General features: G+C 61.3%; 17 protein-coding genes and 1 tRNA gene. 8 read left to right on the top strand and 10 right to left on the bottom strand.

All coding sequences use genetic code 11. From position 1 onward, the window contains the following. Positions 1-6: 6 nt before the first annotated feature. A complete protein-coding gene (locus Q1K29_RS09545; protein WP_300393899.1) occupies positions 7-630 on the bottom strand; it encodes an exopolysaccharide biosynthesis protein in 624 nt (207 codons plus the stop codon). Between the two features lie 67 nt (positions 631-697). Then, the gene (locus tag Q1K29_RS09540) at positions 698-1,402 is read right to left on the bottom strand and encodes a TetR/AcrR family transcriptional regulator (RefSeq protein WP_300393896.1); all 705 of its coding nucleotides are present in this window, start codon (positions 1,400-1,402) and stop codon (positions 698-700) included. 32 nt (positions 1,403-1,434) lie between these two features. On the opposite strand from Q1K29_RS09540, the gene Q1K29_RS09535 reads away from it, so the two are divergent. From Q1K29_RS09535 to Q1K29_RS09505, 7 genes are all read left to right on the top strand, one after another. Beyond that, entirely contained in the window at positions 1,435-2,670 is a 1,236-nt protein-coding gene (locus Q1K29_RS09535) for an efflux RND transporter periplasmic adaptor subunit (RefSeq protein WP_300393893.1), read from the top strand. Between the two features lie 12 nt (positions 2,671-2,682). Beyond that, positions 2,683-5,823 carry an efflux RND transporter permease subunit gene (locus tag Q1K29_RS09530; RefSeq protein ID WP_300393890.1) on the top strand — a complete coding sequence of 1,047 codons (3,141 nt, stop codon included), beginning with the start codon at positions 2,683-2,685 and terminating at the stop codon, positions 5,821-5,823. Continuing rightward, complete coding sequence (locus Q1K29_RS09525) at positions 5,820-7,241, top strand: efflux transporter outer membrane subunit (protein WP_300393887.1); 1,422 nt, start codon at positions 5,820-5,822, stop codon at positions 7,239-7,241. Before Q1K29_RS09530 ends, Q1K29_RS09525 begins: the two co-directional genes overlap by 4 nt. Positions 7,242-7,317: 76 nt before the next feature. Then, complete coding sequence (locus tag Q1K29_RS09520) at positions 7,318-8,826, top strand: NAD(P)/FAD-dependent oxidoreductase (RefSeq protein ID WP_300393885.1); 1,509 nt, start codon at positions 7,318-7,320, stop codon at positions 8,824-8,826. A 74-nt stretch (positions 8,827-8,900) separates the two neighbouring features. Next, positions 8,901-8,977 (top strand) — tRNA-His (locus Q1K29_RS09515). 234 nt (positions 8,978-9,211) lie between these two features. Then, a complete protein-coding gene (locus Q1K29_RS09510; protein WP_300393882.1) occupies positions 9,212-10,426 on the top strand; it encodes an OmpA family protein in 1,215 nt (404 codons plus the stop codon). 323 nt (positions 10,427-10,749) lie between these two features. Next, entirely contained in the window at positions 10,750-11,982 is a 1,233-nt protein-coding gene (locus Q1K29_RS09505) for an OmpA family protein (protein ID WP_300393879.1), read from the top strand. Between the two features lie 341 nt (positions 11,983-12,323). On the opposite strand, the gene Q1K29_RS09500 is transcribed toward Q1K29_RS09505, so the two are convergent. The 4 genes from Q1K29_RS09500 to Q1K29_RS09485 all read right to left on the bottom strand — a co-directional run bounded on the left by Q1K29_RS09500 (position 12,324) and on the right by Q1K29_RS09485 (position 16,246). Further along, positions 12,324-14,594 (bottom strand): S9 family peptidase, encoded by a 2,271-nt coding sequence (locus tag Q1K29_RS09500; protein ID WP_300393876.1) that lies wholly within the window; start codon positions 14,592-14,594, stop codon positions 12,324-12,326. 96 nt (positions 14,595-14,690) lie between these two features. Next, on the bottom strand, positions 14,691-15,068 hold the full coding sequence (locus Q1K29_RS09495) for a limonene-1,2-epoxide hydrolase family protein (protein WP_300393873.1): 378 nt from the start codon (positions 15,066-15,068) through the stop codon (positions 14,691-14,693). Between the two features lie 103 nt (positions 15,069-15,171). Beyond that, entirely contained in the window at positions 15,172-15,594 is a 423-nt protein-coding gene (msrB, locus tag Q1K29_RS09490) for a peptide-methionine (R)-S-oxide reductase MsrB (protein WP_300393870.1), read from the bottom strand. A 196-nt stretch (positions 15,595-15,790) separates the two neighbouring features. Continuing rightward, the gene (locus Q1K29_RS09485; protein ID WP_300393867.1) at positions 15,791-16,246 is read right to left on the bottom strand and encodes a MaoC family dehydratase; all 456 of its coding nucleotides are present in this window, start codon (positions 16,244-16,246) and stop codon (positions 15,791-15,793) included. A gap of 194 nt (positions 16,247-16,440) precedes the next feature. Between Q1K29_RS09485 and Q1K29_RS09480 the strand changes: the two genes are divergently transcribed. Then, entirely contained in the window at positions 16,441-16,794 is a 354-nt protein-coding gene (locus Q1K29_RS09480) for a DUF4870 domain-containing protein (protein WP_300393864.1), read from the top strand. 114 nt (positions 16,795-16,908) lie between these two features. Here Q1K29_RS09480 and Q1K29_RS09475 read toward each other — a convergent pair whose 3' ends face one another. The 4 genes from Q1K29_RS09475 to Q1K29_RS09460 all read right to left on the bottom strand — a co-directional run bounded on the left by Q1K29_RS09475 (position 16,909) and on the right by Q1K29_RS09460 (position 20,560). Next, a complete protein-coding gene (locus tag Q1K29_RS09475; protein ID WP_300393860.1) occupies positions 16,909-18,459 on the bottom strand; it encodes an acyl-CoA synthetase in 1,551 nt (516 codons plus the stop codon). Positions 18,460-18,585: 126 nt separating this feature from the next. Further along, positions 18,586-19,086: a hypothetical protein gene (locus tag Q1K29_RS09470; RefSeq protein ID WP_300393858.1), complete on the bottom strand. Its 501-nt coding sequence runs from the start codon at positions 19,084-19,086 to the stop codon at positions 18,586-18,588. A 149-nt stretch (positions 19,087-19,235) separates the two neighbouring features. After that, the gene (locus Q1K29_RS09465) at positions 19,236-19,421 is read right to left on the bottom strand and encodes a hypothetical protein (protein WP_300393855.1); all 186 of its coding nucleotides are present in this window, start codon (positions 19,419-19,421) and stop codon (positions 19,236-19,238) included. Between the two features lie 179 nt (positions 19,422-19,600). Further along, on the bottom strand, positions 19,601-20,560 hold the full coding sequence (locus Q1K29_RS09460) for a sterol desaturase family protein (protein WP_300393852.1): 960 nt from the start codon (positions 20,558-20,560) through the stop codon (positions 19,601-19,603). Positions 20,561-20,572 lie beyond the last annotated feature (12 nt).

Genomic DNA, 20,572 nt, shown 5'->3' with positions numbered 1-20,572 from the left:
TCCGCCTTAGCCTCCGCTTCCGCCACCGAGAAACATCTGCCAGGGCACGAAAAGGATCGTGACCGTGATGGCGCCAATCGAGGCGAGATAGCCGAGAAGCATCAACACGCCGTCACGGGCCATGAAGGCAAGTCCGAACAGGACAATAGCCACGCCTGGAGCGGCGACCGCGAAGGGCACGACTTCGAGCGGGATCATTGTCAGGGCAAGAAAGGTTACCAGGATTGCCGCGAGATAGATCGACCAGCGGCCTGTCAGGAAGCGCATGCGCTCTGAAATCAGGCGGTCAATCCGCTTCAGCCACGGCTTGGCGCGCTTGTCGGCTTCCTTCAGCTGTTTCTTGGAAATGGATCGCTTGGCGATGAAGCCCGGCACCCAGATATGCTTTGCCCCGAAGAGGATCTGCGTGCTGAAAAGGATGATCACAAAGCCGACAATGACCGGCAGAATTGGAACCGCGCCGAGGGGCGGCAGGACCACGAGCAACCCGAGAAAGGCGACAATCGGTCCGAAGGAGCGGTCACCAAACAATTCGAGCACGTCACCAAATGTGACCTTGTCGCCCTCAATGTCCTCAATGGCGCTTTCGAGCACGTTCTCGAGCGGGTCGTTCCGCGAAACTTCCGACAAGTCTGGCCTCCACGCTGTATGTTGAATGAGCGCACAAGCGGCGAGAAAGTTCAGCAGTTTCCGTTGTTCAGTCTTTGGCGTGGTCTTGAAGAATTTGCCGCATGATCTGTTTCAGCAGCGGGATCAGCATTTCCCGTTCGATTTCAGGATGACGCACAATGCGTGTTGCCAGGCCACCAAACAGCGAAAGTATGACTTCTGTGCGAGCGTCGGCTTCCGGCAGGCCAAGTTTATCGGCGATGATCGACTTGAACTTCCCCCGCACCTTTTCATCCTGGCGATGCAGGATGCAGGCGATCTGAGGATTGCGCTGGCTCTCGGCAAGGATTTCGAGATTCAGGGCTGACTGGAACGCATCGGCTTTGGACTCCACCATGTCTCTGGCCCTTTCGGCCATGACGTGGACCAGCTCTTCCTTGGGAATGGATTCCAGTTCGGCAAAGCGTTCGGCTGCGGCGTCGGACTCACGGTCGACGATCGCCGCAATAATGGCTTCCTTGCTCTCGAAGTAGTGATAGATGTGACCGACACTCATTCCGGCGCGCTTGGCGATCTTGGCCATTCCGGCGCCGTGAAAGCCGAACTCCACAAAGCAGTCTGAGGCCGCGTCGAGCACCTGATCAATGCGCTGGGCGCGGCGCTTTTCACTGCCGGTTGTCGCTACGGAATTATTTTGCACTGAATTCAATTTCAAACCCTTGACTTGGTGCGGCGCAGCAATAGATAGAACGTTCATTCTAACTAAACGAATTCGTGCTGATATCAAGACCAATCAGACAGCACGTCCCCCGAGAAGGACCAAGAATGGCCGCTCCGATTTCCTCCCTTACTTTCCGGCGCAGTGGCATTGTGGCCGCTGTGGCAACCGTCAGTCTTCTGGCGCTTGCTGCCTGTGGATCTGAAGATGCCAGTCAGGCCGAAGGCCCGCAACAGCAACAGATGCAGCAACAGGCGGCCCGCGTCGAGACCATCACGGTCGAACCCACCGCTGTCAGCAGCGTGCGCTCCCTCCCGGCGCGCGCCACGCCTTTCGCCGAAGCTGAAATCCGCCCGCAGGTCTCTGGCCTGATCGAGAAGCGGCTCTTCACCGAAGGCCAGCAGGTCGAGGCCGGTGAGCCGCTCTACCAGATCGAGGCTTCAGAATATGCCTCTGCTGTCGAGAGCGCGCGCGCCTCGCTCGCCCGGGCTGAAGCAACGGCGGCGACCGCCGGCGAGACAGCCAAGCGTTTCGAGCGGCTTGCCAATATCAATGCCGTCAGCCAGCAGGCCTATGACGAGGCGGTTGCCTCGGCGAAGGAAGCTGAAGCTGAAGTCGGCATTCAGCGCGCCGCACTGGAGCGTGCCCGGATCGACCTGGCCCGCACCATGATCCGCGCGCCGATTGACGGCCAGATTGGCCGGTCCAACTTCACTCAGGGTGCGCTCGTGACAGCCAATCAGGCGCAGCCACTCGCCCGCGTGCTTCAGCTGGACCCGATTTATATCGACATGACGGCGGCAAGCTCGGAGGTGCTGAACTGGCGCCAGGATATCGCTGCCGGCAAGATCCGCTCCACGGGTGAGGCAGATGGCGTGCCGGTGACGGTCCGTTTCGAGAGCGGCCAGGAATATCCGCTTCGCGGCAGTCTCGAGTTCAGTGAAGTCAGCGTCGACGAGGAGGCCGGAACGGTCATCATCCGGGCCCAGCTGCCCAATCCCGATGGGTTGATCCTGCCGGGCATGTTCCTGAAGGCCGAGTTCTCGGCGGGCACGTATGAAAATGCGTTTCTTGTCCCGCAACGGGCCGTGCAGCGTACGCCAAAGGGCGAGCCTTTTGTCTACGTCGTCAGCGATGAAGGCACGGCAAAGCAGGCCATGCTAAGCATCGAATCTGCGCAAGGCTCTGACTGGATCGTGAATGGCGGTCTTGAGGCCGGTCAGCAGGTGATCATCTCTGGCTTCCAGCAGCTCCGTGCCGGGGCGCCGGTCAATGCCATCACTGCCGATCCGGCGAACATGACGGCGATGAAGAGCGATCGCTCTACGGTAACGCCGGAATAACAGGCTTCTCACATGGCAAACTTCTTTATCGACAGGCCGGTTTTCGCCTGGGTGATCGCCATTGTCATTATGGTGGCAGGCGTGATGTCGCTTCGCGCGCTCCCGGTCTCGCAATATCCGGACATTGCACCGACCACGATCTCGGTCAGCGCGAACTATCCCGGCGCGTCCGCGAAGGCGGTGGAAGACTCAGTCACGCAGGTTATCGAGCAACAGATGACGGGGCTCGATGGCCTCGACTATATCTCCTCGACGTCCAGCTCTGCGGGCACCAGCCAGATCACGCTCACATTCGAGACGGGGACAGACCCGGACATTGCGCAGGTGCAGGTCCAGAACAAGCTGTCCCTGGCCACGCCGCTCCTGCCGGAGCCGGTGCAGCGTCAGGGCGTTGTGGTCAACAAGGCCGGCAACAACTTCCTGCTGATCACGGCAATCTATTCGCCGGATGGCACTTTCGACCAGACAGACCTCGGCGACTATATCCGCTCCAACATGTACGACTCCATCAGTCGCGTGGACGGGGTCGGGCAGGTCCAGCAGTTCGGCTCACAATATGCGATGCGTGTCTGGCTCGATCCCGACAAGCTTTCGCAATACAACCTCGTTGCGTCCGACGTGGTGGCGGCCATCCGCGCGCAGAATACGCAGGTCTCCGCGGGCGCGCTTGGTGGCACGCCGGCCGTTGAAGGCCAGGAGATTACTGCAACGATCACCCTCCAGTCGCTCCTGTCGACACCTGACGAGTTCCGTCAGCTCCTTATCAAGACAACGCAAGAGGGCGGTTCGGTCCGGCTTGAGGATATTGGGCGGGTGGAGATAGGCGCCGAAGACTATTCCTTCGTCTCCCGGTTCAATGGCAAACCCGCCTCCGGCTTTGGCGTATCGCTGGCGACAGGGGCGAATGCGCTGGATACGTCGGAAGCCGTCAAGCAACGGGTCACGGAACTCGCCGCGAACTTTCCAGCGGACATGGCCTATGCCTTCCCGGTGGATTCGACACCCTTCATCGAAACATCGATCCACGAAGTGCAGAAGACGCTCATCGAAGCCGTCATCCTCGTCTTCCTTGTCATCCTCGTCTTCCTGCAGAGCCTGCGCGCCTCCTTCATTCCGATGATTGCCGTGCCGGTCGTGCTGCTTGGTACGCTCGTCGTGCTTCTGGCGCTCGGTTTCTCGATCAATACGCTCACCATGTTCGCCATGGTCCTCGCCATCGGTCTGCTGGTCGATGACGCCATTGTCGTGGTGGAGAACGTGGAACGCGTGATGTCGGAAGAGGGGCTCCCGCCTCGCGAGGCGACGCGCAAATCCATGAAGCAGATTACCGGCGCCCTGGTCGGTATCGCGACCGTGCTCTCGGCGGTTTTCATCCCGATGGCCTTCTTCCCTGGTTCTGCTGGCCTGATCTATCGCCAGTTCTCGGTGACCATTGTCTCGGCCATGGCGCTGTCGGTCGTGGTGGCGCTGGTGCTTTCGCCGGCCCTCTGCGCGACGATACTGAAGTCGAATGGCCACGCGTCTTCGGGAGGCGTTCTCGGTGCTCCGGCGGCGTTCTTCAACCGGAACTTCGACCGCGTCCGTTCCGGCTATGAGTCCATCGTCGACCGCGTTCTTCGCCGCCGGTGGCTCTTCGTCGGCGTGTTCCTCGTGATCGTCGCGCTGGTTGGTGTCGGCTTCGTCCGCCTGCCCACCTCCTTCCTGCCGCAGGAAGACCAAGGCCGGGTGATTACGCTGGTCCAGCTGCCCGCCGGCTCCAGCCTCGAGCGGACCGCCGCCGTGATGGAAGACGTCAACGCCTATTACTTTGACACGCACGGCGACAGCATGGAGGGCCTCTTCACCCTCTCCGGGTTCAGCTTCGCCGGGCGGGCCCAGAATAACGGTATCGCATTTGGCGCACTTGCGGACTGGTCAGAGCGGACTGAACCGGGGCAGGGGGCAAGCGAGATTGCAAATGCTGTCTCGGGCCGCTTCGGCGGTTACACAGATGCGCAGATCTTCGCCATTGTCCCGCCGCCGATCTCTGAACTCGGTAATTCGGCTGGCTTCGATATGTATCTGCAGGATGCAGGCGGTGAAGGCCATGACGCGCTCGTGCAGGCGCAGGGGCAATTGCTTGGCACAGCCAATCAGCAAGCCGAACTCGCTGGCGTTCGCCCGAATGGCCAGTCGGATGGGCCTCAATTCAATGTGGACATCGACTATCAGAAGGCGCAGGCCCTTGGCATTGCGGTCAGCGATGTCACGAACATGCTGTCGGTTGCCTTTGGTGGCACCTATGTAAACGACTTCCTCGACCGGGGCCGGATCAAGCGGGTCTATGTTCAGGGACTCTCGGATGCCCGCATGCAGCCCGATGACCTCGGAGACTGGCGCGTTCGTAACGCCAATGGCGGCATGACACCGATCGAGGAAATCGCCTCGTCGGAATGGACCTATGGTTCGCCGCAGCTTCAGCGTTTCAACGGCCTGCCTGCCGTCAACATCCAGGGCAATGCGGCGCCGGGCGTCAGCTCCGGTGTCGCAATGAGCAAGATGGAAGAGGTTGTCGCTGGATTGCCTGGCAACTTCGACATGGAATGGGCCGGCATCAGTGCGCAGGAACGCGAAGCCGGCAATCAGGCCACGCTTCTCTATATCCTGTCCGTGCTGTTTGTTTTCCTCTGCCTGGCGGCCCTCTACGAAAGCTGGGTTGTACCCGTAGCGGTGCTGCTGACCGCGCCGCTTGGCGTCGGCGGCGCCGTTCTGGCGGCTCACCTTCGCGGGCTCGACAATGACATCTTCTTCCAGGTGGCTCTGCTTACGACTGTGGGCCTAGCCTCCAAGAATGCCATTCTGATCGTCGAGTTCGCTCGTAACCTGGAACGTCAGGGCGTGGAATTGCTCAAGGCGGTGGAAGAAGCGGTTCGCATGCGTTTCCGCCCCATCATGATGACCAGTTTTGCCTTTGGCTTCGGCGTGCTGCCGCTGGCACTGAGCTCGGGTGCCGGTGCAGCTGGCCGGGTTGCCATCGGTACGGCTGTCGTTGGCGGGATGATAACTTCTGTCCTGTTTGGGTTGTTCTTTGCCCCGCTATTCTACGTTCTTGTTCGCAAGCTGACGGGCGGGCGCCCGCTAACCAATCACGAGGCTTCGGAGGCCACGGCATGAATCGCAACCTAGTCCTCAGTGCGGTCGCAGGCTCAGCACTCCTGCTTTCGGCCTGCATGACGATCGAGGAACCTTACGATCGTCCCGAAGCGCCGATCCCTGACGCCCTCCCGGTAACAGATGCCAGCGGGCAGACGGTGGAGCCCCTGGTCTGGCAGGAGGTGTTCACTGCCGAAAAGCTGCGGGAGCTGATCCGGCTGGCGCTTGACGAGAACCGCGACCTTCGCATCGCAGCCGCCAATGTCCAGCTGGCCCGCGCCCAGTATGGTGTTTCACGGGCCCAGCGTCTTCCGACGGTCAGTGCTCGCGGTTCGGTCACCGAAGGCGGAACCTTTGAAGATGGCAGCGCTGTCGGTGCCAGCGGTGGGTTTGGCGACAACGCATCCGCAAGCATCGGCGTGACAGCCTATGAACTTGACCTCTTCGGCCGGGTCGCGAACCTCAATGAAGCGGCCCTGCAATCCTACCTCGCCTCGGAAGAGGGCGAGCGGGCGGCCCGCATTTCCATCGCGGCCACGGTCGGTGAGCTCTGGTTGCAGCTTGCGGCTGACAAGGCGCTGCTGGCGCTCGCTGAGGACACCGTCGAAGTGCAGTCGGAGTCGCTGGATCTTACCAGTGAATTGCTTAACGCAGGTGTCGCGACCGAACTGGATGTTCGCCGCGCCTCGGCCAGTGTCGAAACGGCTCGCGCACAGGCCGCCCAGTTTGCGGCCCGCATCGACCAGGACCTGAATGCCCTGCGCCTCGTTGTCGGCACCGACTTGCCGGACGGTGTCTATGAGTCCGCCCAGCTATCACCGGCCCCGCTTGTCGGAGACGTCCCGCTCGGCCAGTCTTCGCTCGTCTTGCTGAAACGGCCTGACGTGCAGCAGGCCGAACGCCAGCTGATGGCAGCCAATGCCAATATCGGTGCCGCCCGCGCGGCCTTCTTCCCGGTCATATCGCTGACGGGGTCGGTCGGGTACGCATCCAGTGACCTTGCCGACCTGTTCGACGGTACGGCGGGCTGGAGCTTTGGCCCATCGGTTTCGTTGCCGATTTTCGATGGTGGGGCCCGGCAGTCCAATCTCGAGATTAGCCAGGCCCGGCGTGAGATTGCCGTTGCCAACTATGAGCAGGCGATCCAGTTCGCCTTCCGCGACACGGCCGATGCGCTTGCCATCGCACGAACGATCGATGAGCGCGTCGATGCGCTGACCCGTCTTGTCGACGACACCTCGGTCACGCTGGACCTGTCGCAGGAGCGCTTTCAGGTCGGGGTCGATGACTATCTTTCCGTTCTCGATTCGCAGCGGCTTTATTACGATGCGCGCCAACAGCTCATCCAGGCCGAACTCGAGCGCCGGCTGAACATCATCGCGCTTTATCGTGCGCTGGGCGCCTGGCCGGATGAGAACGCTTCGGCGGCCTCAGGCTAGGAAATTCGAAGAACATCGAAAAAGTTGACGCGGGTGTCATCTGGACATGCGCGCCGATTGCGTGTTCTCTTCTTTCATGACTGAGACCCATTTCGACGTTCTGATTGTTGGTGCCGGCCTTTCGGGCATCGGCGCTGCGTGGCACCTGCAGAAAAAGTGTCCCGGCAAGTCCTACGCCATTCTAGAAGGCCGCGAGGCGATTGGCGGGACGTGGGACCTGTTTCGCTATCCCGGCATCCGGTCCGATAGCGACATGCATACGCTCGGCTACATCTTCAAACCCTGGAAAGAACGCAAGGCGATTGCCGATGGCCCGTCCATCCTGAAATATGTCCGCGAGACGGCCGAGCAAAACGGGATCGATCAGCACATCCGCTTCAACCATCTTGTGAAGCGATCGAGCTGGGATTCGAACACGGCGACCTGGTCGGTCGAGGCCGAAGACGCAAAGACCGGTGAGATGCACCGCCTGACCTGCGACTTCCTCTACATGTGTTCGGGCTATTATTCCTATGAGGGCGGCCACCGGCCGGACTTCCCGAATGAAGAGGCTTTTGCGGGCAAGATCGTGCATCCACAGGAATGGCCGGAAGATCTCGATTATTCCGGCAAGAAAGTCGTTGTTATCGGATCTGGCGCCACGGCGGTTACCCTGGTGCCGGAAATGGCGAATGAGGCCGAGCATGTAACGATGCTGCAGCGCTCACCCACTTATGTGGTGTCGCGGCCGGCGGAAGACGCGCTGGCCAACCGTTTGCGGAAAGTGCTGCCGGAAAGCTGGGCCTATGGCGCGACCCGGTGGCGCAACATCCTGTTCCAGATGTTCTTTTTCAACATGGCCCGCAAGCGGCCTGAAAAGGTCAAGGAACGCATTCTCGGTATGGCGCAGGAGGAACTCGGTCCGGAGTTCGATGTCGAAACCCACTTCACGCCAAGCTACAACCCATGGGACCAGCGTCTCTGCCTCGTCCCGGACAGTGACCTCTTCAAGTCACTCAAAGAGGGATCGGCATCTGTCGAGACCGATCACATCGAGCATTTTGACGAGACCGGTATCCAGCTGAAGAGCGGCAAGCATCTCGATGCTGACGTCATCGTCACGGCGACCGGGCTCAAACTTGTCTTTCTTGGGGGAATGGAAATCGTTGTCGATGGCAGCGTGATCGACCCTTCGGAGATCCATGGGTATCGTGGGGTCATGTTCGAGAACATCCCGAACCTGGTTTCTACATTCGGCTACACGAACGCATCCTGGACGCTTAAGGCTGATCTTACTGCCGACTTTGTGACCCGGTTGCTCAAATACATGGATCGTAAGGCTTATGCCGAAGTGCGGCCGGAAGCGGGAGAACCTATAGGGGACGAGCCCTGGCTGGATTTCAGCTCCGGCTATGTGACGCGCGCCATGGAACATTTCCCGAAACAGGGCGACCGGATGCCGTGGCGGCTTCATCAGAATTATGTGAAGGACATCTTTGCGCTCAGGCATGCAAAGTTCGAAGACGGCGTTCTGGTGTTCCGCAGCCGCCAGACGGGCGGGGTCGATGTTGATGATCCGGCAAGTGCGGCCGTTGCGGCCGAGTAGGCCTGTTTGCGACTGTAACAGCCCGGCAAAACCTCTTGAACGCTGTCCGCGCAACGCGTATGTCACCCGCCAGTGCCGCCTTAGCTCAGTTGGTTAGAGCGCTAGATTGTGGATCTAGAGGTCTCCCGTTCAAACCGGGAAGGCGGTACCATTCCAGGTTCTGGCATTCGTGATAGGCAAGTCGGAATCGCTCTGGCAGGGCATCCTGCATTATGTTGCATTTCCGTCGCGCAAACGAAAAAAATCAATTAGTTCAGGTTTGATGCGACTTGGGACCTCGTCTCTTACGAGAATCTTCTATAGACAAATATGCTTACGGTTTTTTCCGTTTGTCTCTGCGGTCGGTGGGCAATAGTGCCCATGCGGCTCACAAAAGGGAGTGAGTATGAGAAAAACTCTGATGTGCGCGACAGCTGCGACCGCTATAGCGTCGATTGGCAATGTCGCGATTGCCCAGGACGGCTGGTATGGCCGTGCCGATCTCGGGTATACTTTTGAAGGCACGCTTGACCACGATGCCGAGCCGGATTCCCAGTATTCTCTGGGTGGAGATTCTTCGGTCAGCCAAGGGCTCGCTGGTGGACAGCTTGGCCTCGGTTACGGCTTCGACAACGGCTTCCGTCTTGAAACCACTGTCGGCTATCGTGGTGGCGCCCTGGAACCTGACGATGTCGTAAATGGTGGTCCGGCCGTTGATGCGCCGCCTTACCGTTATGACCAGGGGTCCGATGGCAAGATCGCTATCTGGGACGTGATGTTCAACGGCCTCTACGACTTCAATCCTGAAGGCGCCGTGCAGCCGTATGTGGGTGCCGGTATCGGTCTGGCCCAGATCAACGCCAAGGCCTTCAGCCTTCGTGCGCTGCTGCCTGACGACACAGCGACCACGGTCAATGGCTTCAGCGATCAGGACACGTCGATTGCTTACCAGTTCCTGGCCGGCGTGGGTTATGATCTTTCCGAGAAGCTGACGCTTGATGTCGGCTACAAGTACTTCGTTGCTGAGGATTTCGACTTTAGTGGTCGTGGTCCGGGAACGCCCACCAATCCGCGTATCCCGGTGGCCTATGAAGGTGCCTATCAGGATCACAGCGTGACGGTTGGTCTGCGGTATCAGTTCGCGGCTCCACCGCCGCCACCGCCTCCGCCACCGCCGCCACCGCCGCCACCTCCGCCGCCGCCACCTCCGCCTCCGCCGCCGCCACCGCCGCCGGAAGAGCCGGAAGAGGCCCCGCAGGCAGCATGCTCCACGCTCAACCAGGCCTTCGTGGTCTACTTCGAGTGGGACCGCTCTGACCTGACGAGCCAGGCATCGGCTGTGATCGACCAGGCGGTTGCGAACATCCGGGCCCGCCAGGATTGCGCTCCGAGCAATGTGACCATCGTTGGTCACACCGACACCTCGGGTGCCCAGTCCTACAACGCCCGTCTGTCGCAGCGTCGTGCGGCTTCTGTGGCCACCGCTCTTAACGAGCGTGGCGTCGGATCCGACATGATCTCGACCGAAGGCCGTGGTGAGAACGATCTCGCCAAAGAGACCCGCGATGGCGTCCGTGAGCCGCTTAACCGCCGCTCCGAAGTGACCATCATCGTTCGCTAGGGCGACGGTCTGACACGACACCTTTTGAAATGGCCCGGCTTCACCGCCGGGCCATTTTTTTAACAAAGCAGGGTTGCGGGGCGGCAAGAATGCCGGTTGTCTCACACCATAAGCCCCGCCACATATGGACATTCAAAGCAGGCTGATGCCCCTTTGGAGGGGCGGCTCAGGTGCAACACTAGTCCATGAAATTATATAAATTTCTGCCAGATGCTCTCGTCTCTGGAACAAAACTTCTTTAGACGAGTAATCACACGGAATGGTCCGTTATCTCTGCGGTCGGTGGGCAATAGTGCCCATACGGCTCACAAAAGGGGATGAGTATGAAGAAAACTCTGATGTGCGCGACAGCCGCGGCCGCAATTGCGTCGGCTGGTAATGTCGCAGTTGCCCAGGACGGCTGGTATGGCCGTGCCGATCTTGGGTATTCCTTTGAGGGAACCCTCGATCATGACGCCGAGCCGGATTCGCTGTATTCCCTCGGTGGCAACTCTGAACTTGATGGCGGTCTCGCCGGTGTTCAGCTTGGCCTCGGTTACGGCTTCGACAACGGCTTCCGTCTTGAAACCACTGTCGGCTATCGTGGTGGCGCCCTGGAACCTGACGATGTCGTAAATGGTGGTCCGGCCGTTGATGCGCCGCCTTACCGTTATGACCAGGGGTCCGATGGTAATATCCAGCTCTGGGACCTGATGTTCAACGGCCTCTACGACTTCAATCCTGAAGGCGCTGTTCAGCCTTATGTGGGCGCCGGTATCGGTCTGGCCCAGATCAACGCCGAAGCCTTCAGCCTCCGTGCGCTGCTGCCTGACGATACAGCGACCACGGTCAATGGCTTCAGCGACAAGGACACGGCGCTGGCTTACCAGTTCCTGGCCGGCATCGGTTATGACCTCACCGAGCAACTCACGCTGGACCTCGGCTACAAGTACTTCATGACCGACAATTACGACTTTGACGGTCGTGGTCCGGGAACGCCCACCAACCCGCGTATCCCTGTCGCTTATGAAGGCGCCTATCGCGATCACAGCGTGACGGTTGGTCTGCGGTATCAGTTTGCGGCTCCACCGCCGCCACCGCCGCCGCCGCCTCCGCCACCGCCGCCACCGCCTCCGCCGCCACCTCCGCCTCCGCCGCCGCCACCGCCGCCGGAAGAGCCGGAAGAGGCCCCGCAGGCAGCATGCTCCACGCTCAACCAGGCCTTCGTGGTCTACTTCGAGTGGGACCGCTCTGACCTGACGAGCCAGGCATCGGCTGTGATCGACCAGGCGGTTGCGAACATCCGGGCCCGCCAGGATTGCGCTCCGAGCAATGTGACCATCGTTGGTCACACCGACACCTCGGGTGCCCAGTCCTACAACGCCCGTCTGTCGCAGCGTCGTGCGGCTTCTGTGGCCACCGCTCTTAACGAGCGTGGCGTCGGATCCGACATGATCTCGACCGAAGGCCGTGGTGAGAACGATCTCGCCAAGGAGACCCGCGATGGCGTCCGTGAGCCGCTTAACCGCCGCTCCGAAGTGACCATCGTGGTCCGCAGCGGTGGGTCGAACACCTAAGTCGACCTGCTGTAAGTACTACAGATTGGAGATGGCCCGGCTTCACCGCCGGGCCATTTTCTTTTGCGTAATGGCAGGGCGCGCGCTGGCCCTTCGAACGGGACATACAGGCGCGTCGCAAGCCTGCTTCCTGTGGGGTGGCCTGGGGGACAGATCGGCCCGGCAGGCGCCAAACCGCGTTCCAGAACCATTCCAGAAACAGCCCAGTTCCAGCCCAGTTTCTGCGCGCGTCCGCCCTTTCCGGCCTTCCGACAAAAAAGCCCGCGCCTCACTCACGAGACACGGGCTCTTTTCATCTTACGCGAAGATCACCGCCACAAAGGCCGGCCTCCCCCAATGGCCTAGTCGTTCGCCTCGCGGGAGACGTCCAGGCTTTCGGCCTTGCCGACGGCGGCCAGGGCGAAGGCGTATTCCACGGCGGTTTCCTTCAGGCCTTCGAACCGGCCGGTCGAGCCGCCATGACCGGCATCCATGTTGATGCGCAGGAAGTAGGGCCCGGCCTCGGGGGCCTCATGGCGCAGCTTGGCCGCCCATTTCGACGGCTCCCAGTAGGTCACGCGCGGGTCAGACAGGCCGCCGGTGATCAGCATGGCCGGATAGGGCTTGTCGCCGACCTGGTCATACGGGCTGTAGGCCATGATCGTGTCATAGGCTTCAGCATCGGTGATCGGGTTGCCCCATTCGGGCCATTCCGGCGGGGTGAGCGGCAGGCTCTCATCCGACATTGTGTTGATCACGTCGACGAAGGGCACAGCCGCGATGATGCCGCCGAACAGCTCCGGATCCATGTTGGAGGCCGCCCCCATGAGCAGGCCGCCGGCCGAGCCGCCATGGCCGACCACGTGGCCTTCGGACCCATAGCCGTTCTCGACCAGGTACCGCCCGGCAGAGACATAGTCCTTGAAGGTATTCGTCTTCTTCTCGAGCTTGCCGTCGAGGTACCACTGATAGCCCTTGGCCTGAGAGCCGCGGACATGGGCGATGGCATAGATGAAGCCACGATCGACCAGCGACAGGCGCGAGGTCGAGAAGCTTGCCGGAATGGTGATGCCATAGGAGCCATAGCCGTAGAGGAGCAGCGGCGCGGAGCCATCGACCGGTGTATCGGCGCGGCGCAAGATGGTTACCGGAACCGTCTCGCCATCCCAGGCCGGAGCTTCGATGCGCTCGACGACATAGTCCTCCGGATTGTGGCCGGAAGGGACTTCGCGGGTCTTGCGCAGCGTGCGCTCGCGGGTCGCCATGTCATAGTCGTAGACCTGGTCGGGACGGGCCGGTGAGGCATATTCGAAGCGCATCACGGTGGAGTCATACTCGCCCGCGCCGAGGCCGAGGTCATAGGCGGCCTCGTCCATGGCGATCGTGTGCTCCCCGCCGCTCTCGCGATCACGGATGACGATGCGGGGCAGGGCATTCTCGCGCTCGATCCGCACAAGATGATCCTTGTAAGGGTCGAGGCCGAGCACCAGCGTGCCCGGACGGTGGGGAATGACTTCTTCCCAATTGTCGCGGCCCGGATTGTCGATCGGCGCTTTCACGACCTTGAAGTCCACAGCGCCGTCGGCATTGGTCAGGATGTAGAACGCGCCATCCCAATGGGAGACGGAATACTCCTCGTCTTCCTTGCGCGGGGCGACCAGCTTCGGCTCAGGCGTTTCCGCATCGGCCGGGAAGAACCAGACCTCGCCGGAGGTGTGCCCGCCCGTCTCGATCAGGATGAAGTCTTCCGACTCGGTCTTGTCGACGCCGACAAAGAAGCCCGGGTCTTCCTCGCGGTAGATCTCGACATCCTCGCCGGTTTCGAGATTGCGCTGGAAGACGGCTGTCGGGCGGCCCATATCGTCACGCTCGACCCAGTAGAGCAGGTCGGAATTCGCGCCCCAGACAAAGCTGCCATAGGTGCCTTCAATCGGCTCACCCACCGCTTCGCCAGTCTCGATGTTGCGGACACTGATTGTGTAATATTCGCTGCCCTGGGTATCGATGGCAGAGGCCAGCAGCTTGTGATCCGGGGACTGGTCGAGGCCGCGGATGGAGAAATAGCTTTCGCCTTCGGCTTCCTTGTCGCCATCGAAGAGGACGGTTTCAGGCGCATCGGCCTGGAAAGCCTGGTCGGCGGGCTTGCGCGCATAGATCGGATATTCGCCGCCTTCGCGGTAACGGACATAATAGGCGTAAGGCCCGTCCTTGGCCGGGACCGAACTGTCATCTTCCTTGATACGCCCGCGCATTTCCTTGAGCAGCGTTTCGCGCAGGCTCTCGGTCGGCTCTTCGAGGGCGGCCTTGGTGTAGGCGTTCTCGGCTTCAAGGTATTCGCGGATGTCCTGGCGCAGTACGCTCGGATCGCGCATGACCTGCTGCCAGTTGTCATCCTTCATCCAGTGATAGGGGTCGGTGCGCTCGCGACCGACCTGTTCGAAGGTTTCCAGTTCGCGCTTGGCGGCGGGCGGAGTCATCGCTGCGGTCTCAGCCTTGTCTGCATCACTTGTCTGCGTCGTGGTTGTTGCGGTTTCGCTCATGGTGTCGCTGGGCTCCGTTGTTCCGGATTGCGTGGTGCACCCTGCAAGTAGGGCGGCGCCGGCGGCAGTTGCCAGCAGAAATTTCAGACGCATGTAAGTTAGCTCCCCTTCATATCGAGAAGCGGGACCGTAAAGCGTTCGCAGGGCCTGTCTAGCGCGCCAATTGCCCCAGCTTCCGGTGACCGGTGTTCAGCCCTTCAGCGGGCGCATATAGGTCGCCATGTCGAAATAATCTCTCCACACCGCAATCTTGCCGTCAGACATCTCGAAGACGCCGCAGCAGGGGAGATCGACGCTGGTTTCGCCGACTTTTGTCCGGTCGAGCCGCTCGGCAAAAACGGTGTCTCCGCTGGCCGAAATGGCAAGCAGGTCCCATTCGGTGCTGGTCCAGTCCGCGATGAATTTCTCGATAAAGCCCTTCAGCGCGGCCTGACCCTGAACCGGCTGGAGCGGCATGTTGTGATATACCCCATCCTCGGTGAAGAAGGAGACGAGTTCGTCCACATCCAGCCGGCTCCAGGCGTCTATGAAGTCCCGGATGATTTCAATGTTGCGTGCTTCGGTCATCAGGCCGTTTCCTCCAGATCAAGCTGATGCCCTGATCCTAGAAGGAGAATGACCGTCTCACCAGACGCTGACACGCGTTCCGTGGCGAGAGGACCCGGTTGGGTCAGGCCGGACGGAAATCGAGCACGACGCCATTGATGCACCAGCGCTCACCGGTCGGTGGCGGACCGTCCTTGAAGACGTGGCCCATATGCAGGCCGCAGGTCGCGCAATGGCACTCCTTGCGGGGCATGATCATCTTGAAGTCGGTCTTGGTATCGACGGCGGTTTCGCGGATCGGCTTGTAGAAGCTCGGCCAGCCGGTGCCGGAATCGAACTTGTGCTCCGAGGACCAGAGCGGCGTGCCACAGCCGACGCAGTGATAGACGCCGTCGCGCTTCTCGTCATTGTGGTTGCCGGGGGTGAAGGCACGCTCGGTGCCGTCCCTCACGCCGACGCGGAACTGTTCGTCGGTGAGGATTTCGCGCCATTCCTTCTCGGATTTCGAGACGCGCTTGAAATTGTCGGCCGGTTTGGGCGGAAGCATGTAGCGGCTCCTTTGTCTGCCGGGACAGATATAGGTCTGCCGGGGCCAACAAAAAAGCCGGGCGCGATGGCCCGGCTTTATAGCTAATGCCCAGATTCCGCTTTCCCAGCGAAAGCTGGGACCCAAGGCGGCTGGGAAACAAGGTCTCAACCGCCGTGGGTCCCATCTTTCGGTGGGGAGGCGGCTAGTTTGCCCCTCAGCCGTAGACTACCGTCAGGGTCTCGGCGACGAGCGCCGGGCGCTCCTGGCCTTCAACCTCGATCGTGGCTTCCATGCGTGTCTGCTTGCCGCCGGCCTTGTCTTCGACCGCGAGGCACTTCTGGCGCAGGCGGACCTTGGAGCCGACCGGAACCATGTTCGTGAAGCGCACCTTGTCGGAGCCGTAATTGATGCCGCGGGTCGTGCCTTCGATGCGCAGGACCTGCGCGCCGAGCATCGGCAGCAGCGAGAGCGTCAGGAAGCCGTGCGCGATCGGTCCGCCCATTTCCTTGGTGGCGCGTTCGACATCGACGTGAATCCACTGATGGTCGCCGGTCGCGTCAGCGAACTTGTTGACGCGCTCCTGGTCGATCGTGACCCAGTCGGACACACCGATTTCCTGGCCTGCAATGGACTCCAGGTCGTTATAATGAACTTTCTTCGGGTCAGCCATTGGCGTGTTTCCTTCCTCAAGACGTTGAATTGATGGCGCACTTTTGCGTGGGAAACACGCCCGGGGCAATAGTTGTCTCAGGGATAGGTTGCCGCGCCCCTGCAAAGCCTTGCCCGGGCGGCAGCGGATTTGCGGCGTGACGCGAACAGGAATACCGTCTGCGGCACGCTTGATCGAAAGGGGAAGGGCTTTCCATGTCAGACACGCAACTGTCGATCGATCCGGGCCAGAAGGGCAATGTCAATCTGATCTACATTCTCTACCTGATCAGCCTCGTGGTCGGTGTGACCAGCATCATTGGCGTCATCATGGCCTATATTGGCAAATCGGGTGCCTCGCCGGCGCTGGTGAGCCACTACAACAACCAGATCAACATTTTCTGGAAGATGCTGGTCTTCGCGATCATCGGCGCGGTGCTGTCGATCGTGCTTGTCGGCTTCCTTGTGCTGCTGGCAGCCGTGGTCTGGTTCATCATCCGGGTGGTGAAGGGGATGCAGGCGTTGTCCGCCGACCAGCCGATCGAGGATCCGGGGAGCTGGGGCATCTAGCGAGGGTTTTCTTATCCGCCTCCCCACCGAAAGGTGGGGCCCATGGCGGCTGGAAGATATGCTCTCAACCGCCATGGGCCCTGACTTTCGTCAGGGAAGTGGTACGCAGAGACATCAGACGATGCGGCTGTCCTTCTTGCCCCAGTAGCGGTCTTGCACGAGGCGCTTGTAGAGCTTGCCGGTCGGGTGACGGGGCAGGGCCGGATCGAAGTCGACCGTTTTCGGGCATTTGATCTTGGCGAGTTTCGAGCGGCAGAACTCCAGCAGCTCCTCGGCCACCTCATCGCTTTCGGCCACGCCTTCGGCGAGCTGGACGACCGCCTTCACTTCCTCGCCGAACTCGTCATTCGGCACACCGATCACGGCGACATCCGCCACTTTGGGATGGGTGATGAGGACGTTCTCGGCTTCCTGCGGATAGATGTTCACGCCGCCGGAAATGATCATGAAGGCCTTGCGGTCTGTCAGGTAGAGGAAGCCATCCGCGTCGAGGCGCCCGACATCGCCGAGGGTCGACCAGTCGGGATGCTTCGGGTTGAGCGCGCCTTTCGTCTTCTCCGGATCGTTGTGATAGTTCGGCGGCGTGGTGCCGCTGTAATAGATCGTGCCAGGTTCGCCGACGGGGAGTTCATTGCCTTCCTCGTCGCAGATGTGCAGCTCGCCATGCACCGGTTTGCCGACGGAGCCCTTGTGGTTCATCCAGTCATGCGAGTTGATCCAGGTCATGCCGTTGCCTTCCGAGCCGGCATAATACTCCTCGATCACCGGGCCCCACCATTTGATCATCTGCTCTTTCACCGGGACCGGGCACGGTGCGGCGGCATGGATGGCCGAGCGCAGCGAGGACACGTCATATTTCTCGCGGACTTCTTCCGGGAGCTTCAGCATCTTCACGAACATGGTCGGCACGAGCTGGGTGTGGGTGACGTTGTATTTTTCGACCAGCTCGAGGAATTTCTCCGGGTCGAACTTCTCCATGATGATCAGCGTCGCGCCGAAGCGGGTGAAGGTCATGCACCAGCGCAGCGGGGCGGCGTGATAGAGCGGGGCCGGCGAGAGGTAGACCATATCCTGGCCGTCAGCCTTGGCGAGCGCCTTGGCCAGCGCCAGCAGGACATTCGGCTCATCGATCTTCTGGCCAAGCTCCAGCGGGGGGCGGATGCCCTTGGGCCGGCCGGTGGTGCCTGAGGAGTAGAGCATGTCGGTCCCGGCCATCTCGTCTGCGATGGGCGTGTCCGGTTTCTTGCCGCACAGTTCCTCGAGCGGCTGGTATTCGACAATGTCGCCATCGATGGACCAGTAGGCATCGATACTGGTGATCTGACGCACTTCGGTGGCGACGCCGCTGAGGCTGGCCGATGCGATCAGCACTTTCGCCCCGGAATCCTCGACAATGTACTGGACCTCCGGCGCCGTCAGGCGCGACGAGATGCAGACATAATAGAGGCCCGAGCGCTGCGCGGCCCAGGCAATCTCGAAATAGCGCGGGCTGTTCTCGGCGAAGATGGCGATCGTGTCGCCCGGCTTGACGCCGCTGTCGCGGAACAGGTGAGCGATCTGGTTGGAGCGCTGGTCGAGCTGCTTGAACGTGACCGCCTCTCCCGAACTCGCCATGATGTAGGCGGGGGCGTCAGGCTTCGATTTGGCGAAATGGCTGGGATGCATGGCTCTGTTATCTCCTCCGGTCGCGCGCCGCTGTCAGGACGCGGCGCGTCTGTGCACTCTTCGAAGGCTTTTTTAGCAATCGCGCAAGGCGCGTCCATGCCCGACGCAGCGGAAGGGCTGCAGGCCTCAGGCGCGTCCGCCGGTCAGGGCGTGGAGACTGCCCGGGCGGGCGCGCTGGAGCGGACGCTTCCCGGCCGTCTCCGGCAGGATGATGTCGTAGCCATGACAGGCAAAGGCGCCAGCGATCTGGTCGACCAGGCCGGTGATCGTCTGGTCGGGACTGCAGGCGGTCAGCCAGGTGAGATGGGCATCGCGAAGCGCGTCATCCTGCATCTGGGCGGCGGCGAAGACGGTGAGCAGGGAGAGCTCGTCGCGGGTGATACGGGCACAGCCCGGCATGGCGAGACTGACCTTGCGCCGCCCGTCATGCCCGATGAAGCGGGCCAGGGCCAGCATGTGGCCAAGCAGCGGCGCACCGGAGTGCCCGAAGGCGTGCTCGAAGCCGCGCACAATGGTGCAGCAGCCGGCCCCGCCCATGGCACAGGCGCGGAAGCCCCAGATCACGATACCGGAGCCCTTGCCGAGGTCCGGCAGGTAGGTGTCTTCGAGGAATGTGCTGCTGCGCATTTTGGGGAAGCTCCAGGCGATTGCGACGGGAAAGGGATGGCAGGAAAGGGATGCCGTGACGCCCCTCGGTCAGGGCAATCAAAGGAGGAAGACGCGCTGCCTCTGTCCGCTGCCAGAGCGACTTGGCCGGGGCGTCACGGCAAACGGGGTCAGGCGGCCTTTCGCTGTGTGAGGTGCGTCAGGCAGGTTTCCAGCCAGTCCCGGTGGCGCGCGATCGCCTCGACGCGACGCTGATTGCCCGGCTCGTCAGCCTGAACCGAGGCCAGCCAGTCCTGCATCATGGAGACCTGCTCGCGCAGCCACGCTTCATCATGCTGATCGTTCGCGCTTTTCATCGACCCTCTCCGATCGGCTTCTGATGAGCACGATATGATAATGAGAATGAATTGCAAGTACGAATTTGCAATTCCCGGCATCGGGGGCGGAGGTGGTCGGTGCGCTCGCACCGGGCCGGGCGTTACAGGGATCGGCTTTTGAGGGGAAAGGCAGGGCGTGACCGCGATCAGGCCCCGGATCATTCCGCGGCGATGCGCATCACGTTCGGTGACGACTGTTCCTCATAGGCGTCGGTTTCGGCCTCGTCGGCCTGCCGGGCGAGCCAGTCGGCCTTGAGTTCGTCGCTGCGCTGGTGATGGCCATCGGGCGACCAGCCAGGCGGGTTGAAGGCACGCATCGCCCAGCGGTGGGGCTTCAGCCCGTCGCGCCAGAAGTCCGCGAAGAGGCCGCCAAAGCCATGATAGGCGACGATCACCGGATTGTAGCTCGTCAGCGGTTTGACGAGGCCAAAGTGTGTTGCTTCCTCCGCGTCTTCCGGCACGAAAGTGCCGAACAGCCGGTCCCACAGGATCAGCGTGCCGCCGAAATTCGCATCGAGATATTGCGGATTGGTCGCATGGTGGACGCGGTGATGCGAGGGCGTGACGAAAACCGCCTCGACGGGGGCCGGCAGTTTGCCGATGGCTTCGGTGTGAATCCAGAGCTGGTAGGCGAGATGGACCGCAGACGCGCCGAGTACGACGGCGATGGGAAAGCCCATCAGCACCATCGGGACGCCGGTAAAGACCAGACCGGTCAGCGGTCCGGTCCAGGGCTGGCGGAGCGCCGTGGTGAGGTTGTAGCGCTCGGAGGAATGGTGGGTGACATGCTCGGCCCAGAACCAGCGCATGCGATGGCCGGCGCGATGCTTCCAGTAATAGAGAAAGTCATGAACGAGAAAGCCGAGCAGGGCGCTCATGATGCCGAGATCCAGCGCGAAGGGGCGAACACTGGCGGCCAGCGCCAGTCCGCCCAGCGAAAGAAAGGCCAGCGTCGAGTTCAGAATGATGTTGCCGAGCCCCATGGTGAGGGAGGTCGCCGCATCCTTTACGCAATAGCTGCCGGCGACATGCCCGCGGCGCACCGCCCACCATTCGGTCGTAATGGCTGCCAGAACGATGGGCGTTGCAATCATCCCCAGCACTGGCAGATCCGGCATGCGTTTCGACCT

Source organism: Henriciella sp., from assembly GCF_029937755.1.
Lineage (GTDB): Bacteria > Pseudomonadota > Alphaproteobacteria > Caulobacterales > Hyphomonadaceae > Henriciella.
The sequence above is the reverse complement of the archived record's forward strand: the minus strand, read 5'-3'. Positions and strand labels throughout refer to the sequence as shown.

What these genes read in the sequence shown, in the direction of transcription:
- Q1K29_RS09535 (WP_300393893.1), top strand. Translation starts at nt 1,435, where the DNA reads ATGGCCGCTCCGATTTCCTCCCTTACTTTCCGGCGCAGTGGCATTGTG.
- Q1K29_RS09530 (WP_300393890.1), top strand. Translation starts at nt 2,683, where the DNA reads ATGGCAAACTTCTTTATCGACAGGCCGGTTTTCGCCTGGGTGATCGCC.
- Q1K29_RS09525 (WP_300393887.1), top strand. Translation starts at nt 5,820, where the DNA reads ATGAATCGCAACCTAGTCCTCAGTGCGGTCGCAGGCTCAGCACTCCTG.
- Q1K29_RS09520 (WP_300393885.1), top strand. Translation starts at nt 7,318, where the DNA reads ATGACTGAGACCCATTTCGACGTTCTGATTGTTGGTGCCGGCCTTTCG.
- Q1K29_RS09510 (WP_300393882.1), top strand. Translation starts at nt 9,212, where the DNA reads ATGAGAAAAACTCTGATGTGCGCGACAGCTGCGACCGCTATAGCGTCG.
- Q1K29_RS09505 (WP_300393879.1), top strand. Translation starts at nt 10,750, where the DNA reads ATGAAGAAAACTCTGATGTGCGCGACAGCCGCGGCCGCAATTGCGTCG.
- Q1K29_RS09500 (WP_300393876.1), bottom strand. Translation starts at nt 14,594, where the DNA reads ATGCGTCTGAAATTTCTGCTGGCAACTGCCGCCGGCGCCGCCCTACTT.
- Q1K29_RS09495 (WP_300393873.1), bottom strand. Translation starts at nt 15,068, where the DNA reads ATGACCGAAGCACGCAACATTGAAATCATCCGGGACTTCATAGACGCC.
- msrB (WP_300393870.1), bottom strand. Translation starts at nt 15,594, where the DNA reads ATGCTTCCGCCCAAACCGGCCGACAATTTCAAGCGCGTCTCGAAATCC.
- Q1K29_RS09485 (WP_300393867.1), bottom strand. Translation starts at nt 16,246, where the DNA reads ATGGCTGACCCGAAGAAAGTTCATTATAACGACCTGGAGTCCATTGCA.
- Q1K29_RS09480 (WP_300393864.1), top strand. Translation starts at nt 16,441, where the DNA reads ATGTCAGACACGCAACTGTCGATCGATCCGGGCCAGAAGGGCAATGTC.
- Q1K29_RS09475 (WP_300393860.1), bottom strand. Translation starts at nt 18,459, where the DNA reads ATGCATCCCAGCCATTTCGCCAAATCGAAGCCTGACGCCCCCGCCTAC.
- Q1K29_RS09470 (WP_300393858.1), bottom strand. Translation starts at nt 19,086, where the DNA reads ATGCGCAGCAGCACATTCCTCGAAGACACCTACCTGCCGGACCTCGGC.
- Q1K29_RS09465 (WP_300393855.1), bottom strand. Translation starts at nt 19,421, where the DNA reads ATGAAAAGCGCGAACGATCAGCATGATGAAGCGTGGCTGCGCGAGCAG.
- Q1K29_RS09460 (WP_300393852.1), bottom strand. Translation starts at nt 20,560, where the DNA reads ATGCCGGATCTGCCAGTGCTGGGGATGATTGCAACGCCCATCGTTCTG.